This window comes from Peptostreptococcus sp. (genome assembly GCF_977045075.1).
The window spans coordinates 1-6,679 of record NZ_CDRRTB010000087.1; the positions used below are offsets into that span (position 1 = coordinate 1).

A 6,679-nucleotide genomic window follows, 5' to 3' on the forward strand; every position below is an offset into this window, starting at 1 on the left:
ATACCTACGACTGTTGCCCCATTTGGCACATCGTGTAGGACTACGCTGTTGGCACCGACCTTGACCTCGTCTCCAAGGGTTACAGGACCTAATACCTTGGCTCCTGAGCCTATTATAACGTCATTACCTACTGTAGGGTGCCTTTTGCCTGTGTGGTTGCCTGTGCCGCCTAGAGTGACCCCCTGATAGATGGTAACCCTATTGCCGACCTCTGCAGTTTCTCCGATTACAACACCCATACCATGGTCTATCATGATACTATGGCCTATAGTGGCTCCTGGGTGGATTTCTATACCAGTTAGGAACCTAAATATCTGGGATACCAGCCTGGCTAGGAATTTTAAGCCCATATTGCTAAGGGCATGGGATATGCTATGGCCTATTAGGGCATGGACAGATGGATATATAATAAATACCATCAGTCTATTCAAAAATTTTATCTTACCCCTGCTGGATGCAGGGTCATTAGCTATAATATAATCAATGTTCTTTATAAATTTCATCTACATCACCATCTCAATCTCAAACATAATAGTTGGCAACTTTTGATTAAAATATACCCATTGACATATACTTGTCCGCGCCATCTGGAGCAACTGTAACAACCTTTTTACCTGGGAACCTTTCGGCCAGCTTCTTGGCAGCGGCTATATTAGCTCCGGCAGATATACCTATAAGGATACCCTCATTATTGGCTACCTGTCTTACCATTTCAAATGCTTCATCATCAGTAATTAATATAACCTCATCTACAAGGTCTGCAAAGTAGTTCTTTGGAATGAAGTTTGCACCGATTCCCTGGATCTTGTGTGGTCCAGCCTGGCCCCTTGTAATTAATGGTGAGGATTTTGGCTCTACACCATAAACTTTAATTTGAGTATTCTGGTCCTTTAGGTAGGAGCCTATACCTGATACAGTACCACCAGTACCTATGCCTGCAACAAAAATATCTACATCCTTTAATTCTTCATATATTTCTGGTCCAGTTGTCTTGTAGTGATAGTCAGGGTTGTCCTTGTTGTCAAACTGGCCTAAGGACTTGTATTCACCACTGGCCAGTAGTTCCTGCATCTTGTCTATACTTCCCTGCATACCCTTGGCAGCCTCTGTCAATATCAACTCGGCACCGTAGGCCTTGATTAGGCTTCTTCTTTCAACACTCATGGATTCAGGCATTATTATAGTTACCTGGTAGCCCCTGCTTTTACCAATCATTGCTGTAGCGATACCAGTGTTTCCACTAGTTGCTTCAACAATTCTATCGCCAGCCTTTAGTAGGCCCTTTTCCTCTGCCCCCAGTATCATACCTAGGACTGCACGGTCCTTAATAGACCCTCCTGGATTCTTGTTTTCCAGCTTTACATATACGTTTTTGTCTATCTTTTCCAAATTTACAAGTGGTGTGTTTCCTATTAATTCTATTACGTTCTTTTTCATCTTTTTTCTCCTTATCTTATCTGTTGTTAGTGGTCACGGGGCTATAAGGCCCAAGTATTCTGGTATAAATTATCCCAAAAGATACCTAAACTCTTTGATCGTATAGGAATCTCTGCTACTCCTAGTGGTTACAAGAACAGCAACAACAGCAAGAGATGCCTCCAAACGCAGTGAATATGAAATTTTTAGTCTGTATATTTTTCATTTGAACATCTCCTTTACCTTTTTGGTAATCAATAAATAGAAATTTGATTTTCGAACTCTATTTTTAATAACCTGTATTTTATTATCCTGAAATTAAAGGGAATATACTTGCAATTTTAATTCCGATTAATTTACTAGGGATTAATAACTATTGTATACCAAGAGCCTGGCTTTGTCTATACCCAAAGAAAAAAAAGATATTAATAAAATATTCGAAAAATTCTTTCTATCACTAGAAATTAATCTGATGATGGAGTATAATTGTTTTTAAAATATTAGAAAAGAGGTGTTGTATATGGGATATATACCAACTTATGATCAGGCCTTAGAGCTTTTAAAGAAGTACAACAAGGAGGACTTTCATATACATCATGGCAAGACAGTGGGTGGTGTTATGAGGTACTTTGCGAACAAGTTTGATCCAGAGAGGGCAGACTTTTGGGAAGTAGTAGGTCTTTTACACGATTTGGACTTTGAGTTGTATCCTGAAGAACATTGTGTCAAGCAGGTAGACCTAATGAAGGCTGAGGGTCTTGACCAGTCCATTATAGATTCGACTATTAGTCATGGATATGGTCTCACAGGGGCTACAGTTAAGCCAGAAAAAGATATGGAAAAAATATTATTTGCTACTGATGAACTTACGGGTATAGTTGGGGCTGCTGCTTTGATGAGACCTTCCAAGAGCGTTTCAGATATGGAGCTAAGGTCTTTGAAGAAAAAATTTAAGGACAAGAAGTTTGCTGCTGGCTGCTCTAGAGATGTAATTAGGCAGGGAGCGGAAAACCTTGGCTGGGAACTAGACGACCTCTTGAATGAAACTCTTGAGGCAATGAAGTGGCTTGAAGAAAATAAATAGGGGGAATATTTATGTCTGTAGAAAAGGTAAAAGAGTATTTTGAACAGTTTGGTATGAGTGATAGGGTATTGGAGTTTGACAGGTCTAGTGAGACTGTAGATCTAGCTGCCCGGGCTGTTGGTTGCGAACCAAAGCAGATAACCAAGACCATGTCCTTCTTAGTTGAAGATGAACCTATTTTGATATGCCTAGCAGGTGATGCTAGAATAGCTAATGCCAAGTACAAGCAAGAGTTTGGAACGAAGGCCAAGATGATTTCCTTTGATGATGTTGAAGGACTTATAGGCCATCAGGTCGGGGGAGTATGTCCCTTTGCCATAAGGGAGGGGGTCAAGGTCTACCTGGATGAATCTCTAAAGAGGTTTGAGACTGTATATCCTGCTGCAGGAAGCGGAAACTCTGCCATAGAGATGACTATACCGGAGCTGGAAAAGTACTCAAATTACACAAAATGGATAGATATAGCCAAGGATTGGGAATAAGGACGTTAGACTAGGGCAAAAATGAGGCTATAGAAATTTGTATACGACAAGATAAGAGTGGGGACCATATAGAAATTAAGATAGGGTCTCCCTTTTTATGTTCGAATATACCTGATATAGATATTGACAGAGGACCCTTAGGCGTAGGTATATAAGTCAACGAGCTAATACCTGGCAAGGAGTATGATAAGAGGACCCTTAGGCATAGGGAGATAACTTTAGATCTGATGGGACTGAAGACTTCTTCTTTTTAGTCTATCATTATTGCTATTATCCACCATAGTCTGTATAATAATGGGTAGTGTAATTGTTGAAATATAGAAGTTTTAAAGGAGAAAATATGTTATTACTTGCAGACAAGTGGAAAGAATATGAATTAATAGATTTAGGTGGCGGAGAAAAGCTAGAACGATGGGGAGACTATGTCCTAAGAAGGCCAGATCCCCAGGTAATATGGCCAATAGAGAGGGAGTGGTCTCTATGGAAGAACCCACATGGCCACTACCACAGGAGCAATAGGGGTGGTGGTAGCTGGGAGGTTAAGAAAAAATACCCAGACCAGTGGACTATTAACTATGGTCCGCTAAAGTTCAAGATAAGGCCTACAGGCTTCAAGCATACTGGATTATTTCCTGAGCAGGCAGCTAATTGGGACTGGATGATAGACAAGATAAGGACTGCCAAGAGGCCTATAAGGGTACTAAACCTATTTGCCTATACCGGTGGTGCATCTGTGGCCTGCGCCTACGCGGGTGCAGAAGTATGCCATGTTGATGCAGCCAAGGGTATGGTTAACTGGGCCAAGGAGAATATCGAGTTATCTGGACTCAAGGATAGGACCGTTAGGTTTATAGTAGATGATGTAGTCAAGTTTGTGGAAAGAGAAATCAGGCGTGGCAACAGATATGATGCCATTATAATGGACCCACCTTCTTATGGTAGGGGACCTAAGGGCGAGGTTTGGAAAATTGAGGACAAGTTGTTTGAATTTGTAAGTCTGTGTATGCAGGTCTTATCAGACAAGCCCCTTTTCTTCTTGATTAACTCATATACTACGGGCTTTTCACCAATTGTTTTGGAAAATGTCTTAGAAACTACTATAGACAAGAAGGCCAAGGGTGGAAAGATATATGCCGGTGAAGTCGGAATACCAGCCTCAAGAAATGGTATGGTCCTACCTTGTGGTATATTTGGTAGATGGGAAAGATAGGAAGCGATAAGATGGATTTAAAGGTGATATATGAGGACAACCATCTCTTGGTGGTAGAGAAACCCGTAAACGTCCTTTCACAGGCTGACAATACTCAAGATATAGATATGGTGTCTATGTGTAAGGCCTATGTAAAGGAAAAGTACAAGAAGCCGGGTAACGTCTATATAGGTCTGGTCCATAGGCTAGATAGGCCAGTCGGCGGGGTTATGGTTTTTGCCAAGACCTCCAAGGCGGCATCAAGGCTGTCAGACCAAGTAAGGACCAGGACTATGAAGAAGACCTACAGGACAGTGGTTGTGGGAAAGTGTCAAAAAGATGGGGATTGTGTGGATTACTTGTACAAGAATACAAAAACCAATATGGTAAAGATTGTTGATAAGTCCAACAAGGATGGTAAGATGGCCAGCCTATCCTATAAGAAGTTGGGGGAAGCCTATTCTGATAAGGACAAGCTAGATTATTCCCTTCTTGAGGTAGACCTGCATACAGGCAGGCCCCACCAGATCAGGGTCCAGTTTTCTAGCCGTAACCACCCTCTTTACGGGGACCAGAGGTATTCTAAGTTTTCTAAGGTTGGCCAACAGATAGCCCTTTGGTCAGCCAGGATAGAGTTGGTCCATCCGACAACCAAGGAAGTAATGGCCTTTGAAGCTAAGATGCCAAATGCCTACCCTTGGAATATCTTTTAGGAGGCCAGTATGATTGATTACGGTGGTTTTTATATAGACAGGCCAGTAGGTAATAATGCCTTCTCCTATGAAAAGAGGGCCAAGAAGAGAATATATGTACCTAAATTGATAGATGCCAGGATAGACCAGGTAGAGCTTGGTGGTCCAGCGACCTTTATAGAGATTGAAGATGGACAGGAGAAGGAATGCTTTGGTATGAAAAATGTCTACCACCTGGTGGATAGGGAGATTACTGAAATGGGAAAGGAAGTCTACCTCTTTGACAACCACAACCATGCCTTTTTCTTTTGGTGTCAGGCCCTAAAAAGAGGCTTGATGAAAAGGGGACAGGCCCTCTTGCATGTGGACCAGCACAAGGATACCAGGATACCTCCAGACTATGATGTGGATATAGGGGACTTGGAGGACGTGAAAAGGTACACCAATGAGGTCTTAAATGTAGGGTCCTTTATCAAACCAGCCCTACACCATGGTATATTTTCAGACCTTATGATAGTTGACTCAACCTACTCTATGGATATGGAATACCCAGAGTCCTATGTCTTGGATATAGACCTGGATTTTTTCTCCAGGGATATGGATTATATTGACTATGACCTAAAAATAGGCAGGGTCAAGAAATATATTGAGGGTGCAAGCCTAATTACAATAGCAACCAGTCCCTACTTTATCGAGCAAGACAGGGCTCTAAAGGCACTTAGAGACCTCTTTGACTTATAAGTAGTATTACATAAGCTATATACTGCTAGTTCCAGCCTCCTATGTGAGTCTAGAAAAAAGCAGGAAAATATGTTATTATAAGGGGTATAACTATAAAAATAATATGAAACAATATGGAGGTAATTATGTTATTTCAAGAATGGAAAAATATTAGTGAAAATCAGGCAAGTGAAGAGGCTGAAGTAAAGTTCTGGGAAGAGTTTTTAAGGGCTGAAACTTATATATACAATGATATATTAAACAACAAGACTCAGGTTGTAGCTGGAAAGGTATCAGACCTTGCAGAAAAGTATAATACTAGTCCTGAGTACTTCATGGGCTTCCTAGATGGTATAAATGAGAGCATAGAAATGGCCCAGGACCTGGAAAAAATAGAGGCAGATACTCAGATCAATATTAAGATAGACTGGGACAAGCTATACTACAACATGGTAAATGTTGAGGCACATTGGCTTTATGGCCTAAAGGGGTGGGAAGATATCCTATCAGAAACTACTAGAAAACAGATTAGGAAGGACCACAATAGGTCAAAGATGGTAATCAAGGACGACAAGGTAGGAAGAAATGACCTGTGTCCATGTGGCAGCGGAAAGAAGTACAAAAAGTGCTGTGGAAAGTAGACTATAGGCCTATTTGACAAGAAAACACAAAAAAATTAAAAAAAACAGAAAATAAATTGACAAAAGCATTTTCATGATGTAAAATATATAGTTATACCTTGACCAAATCCTTAAAATATGCTATAATAGGGTATAGACTGAAAGGATAGGTGATACTTTTGGCAACAACAGCTACATTAGATAATATCAGGCATACTCTTGAGAAGTATGTAGGCAGGAAGATTTTGCTAAAGGCAAACAAGGGCAGAAAGCAAATAGTTACAAAACAGGGTATTTTAGAGACTCTATACCCAAGTGTATTTGTAATCAAAGTAGGTCATGGAGATGAAGGCTTTGAGAGGGTAGCATATAGCTACTCTGATTTATTGACTGAGACAGTTAAGATAAAGGTTTTTAAAAATAAGGTAAGTTAAGAGATTAGAGATTGGGTATTATTACGCAATCTCTTTTTTTAG

At 40.5% G+C, this 6,679-nt stretch carries 9 protein-coding genes; 7 read left to right on the forward strand and 2 right to left on the reverse strand.

The window, feature by feature from the left end; all coding sequences use genetic code 11:
- Together cysE and cysK are read right to left on the reverse strand one after the other, a co-directional pair.
- On the reverse strand, positions 1 to 503 hold a 503-nt coding region (cysE, locus tag ACW6OJ_RS06950), incomplete at its 3' end, for a serine O-acetyltransferase (protein ID WP_456096125.1).
- A gap of 46 nt (positions 504 to 549) precedes the next feature.
- The gene (cysK, locus tag ACW6OJ_RS06955) at positions 550 to 1,437 is read right to left on the reverse strand and encodes a cysteine synthase A (RefSeq protein WP_456096126.1); all 888 of its coding nucleotides are present in this window, start codon (positions 1,435 to 1,437) and stop codon (positions 550 to 552) included.
- 499 nt (positions 1,438 to 1,936) lie between these two features.
- Between cysK and ACW6OJ_RS06960 the strand changes: the two genes are divergently transcribed.
- The 7 genes from ACW6OJ_RS06960 (at position 1,937) to ACW6OJ_RS06990 (ending at position 6,637) form a co-directional block, all read left to right on the forward strand.
- Positions 1,937 to 2,500, forward strand: a complete 564-nt coding sequence (locus ACW6OJ_RS06960) for a hydrolase (RefSeq protein ID WP_293430293.1) — start codon at positions 1,937 to 1,939, stop codon at positions 2,498 to 2,500.
- Positions 2,501 to 2,511: 11 nt separating this feature from the next.
- Positions 2,512 to 2,982, forward strand: a complete 471-nt coding sequence (locus tag ACW6OJ_RS06965; protein ID WP_456096127.1) for a YbaK/EbsC family protein — start codon at positions 2,512 to 2,514, stop codon at positions 2,980 to 2,982.
- Between the two features lie 340 nt (positions 2,983 to 3,322).
- The gene (locus tag ACW6OJ_RS06970; protein WP_456096129.1) at positions 3,323 to 4,192 is read left to right on the forward strand and encodes a class I SAM-dependent methyltransferase; all 870 of its coding nucleotides are present in this window, start codon (positions 3,323 to 3,325) and stop codon (positions 4,190 to 4,192) included.
- An 11-nt stretch (positions 4,193 to 4,203) separates the two neighbouring features.
- Positions 4,204 to 4,884 (forward strand): RluA family pseudouridine synthase, encoded by a 681-nt coding sequence (locus ACW6OJ_RS06975; RefSeq protein ID WP_456096130.1) that lies wholly within the window; start codon positions 4,204 to 4,206, stop codon positions 4,882 to 4,884.
- A 9-nt stretch (positions 4,885 to 4,893) separates the two neighbouring features.
- Positions 4,894 to 5,604, forward strand: coding sequence for a peptide arginase family protein (locus ACW6OJ_RS06980; RefSeq protein ID WP_456096131.1), 711 nt, complete (start codon positions 4,894 to 4,896; stop codon positions 5,602 to 5,604).
- Between the two features lie 125 nt (positions 5,605 to 5,729).
- Complete coding sequence (locus tag ACW6OJ_RS06985) at positions 5,730 to 6,224, forward strand: SEC-C metal-binding domain-containing protein (protein ID WP_456096132.1); 495 nt, start codon at positions 5,730 to 5,732, stop codon at positions 6,222 to 6,224.
- Between the two features lie 158 nt (positions 6,225 to 6,382).
- Complete coding sequence (locus ACW6OJ_RS06990; protein WP_293430275.1) at positions 6,383 to 6,637, forward strand: Veg family protein; 255 nt, start codon at positions 6,383 to 6,385, stop codon at positions 6,635 to 6,637.
- Positions 6,638 to 6,679: the final 42 nt, after the last annotated feature.

Excerpts from the sequence above, each read along its gene's own strand:
- cysK (WP_456096126.1), bottom strand. The coding sequence starts at position 1,437 with ATGAAAAAGAACGTAATAGAATTAATAGGAAACACACCACTTGTAAAT.
- ACW6OJ_RS06960 (WP_293430293.1), top strand. The coding sequence starts at position 1,937 with ATGGGATATATACCAACTTATGATCAGGCCTTAGAGCTTTTAAAGAAG.
- ACW6OJ_RS06965 (WP_456096127.1), top strand. The coding sequence starts at position 2,512 with ATGTCTGTAGAAAAGGTAAAAGAGTATTTTGAACAGTTTGGTATGAGT.
- ACW6OJ_RS06970 (WP_456096129.1), top strand. The coding sequence starts at position 3,323 with ATGTTATTACTTGCAGACAAGTGGAAAGAATATGAATTAATAGATTTA.
- ACW6OJ_RS06975 (WP_456096130.1), top strand. The coding sequence starts at position 4,204 with ATGGATTTAAAGGTGATATATGAGGACAACCATCTCTTGGTGGTAGAG.
- ACW6OJ_RS06980 (WP_456096131.1), top strand. The coding sequence starts at position 4,894 with ATGATTGATTACGGTGGTTTTTATATAGACAGGCCAGTAGGTAATAAT.
- ACW6OJ_RS06985 (WP_456096132.1), top strand. The coding sequence starts at position 5,730 with ATGTTATTTCAAGAATGGAAAAATATTAGTGAAAATCAGGCAAGTGAA.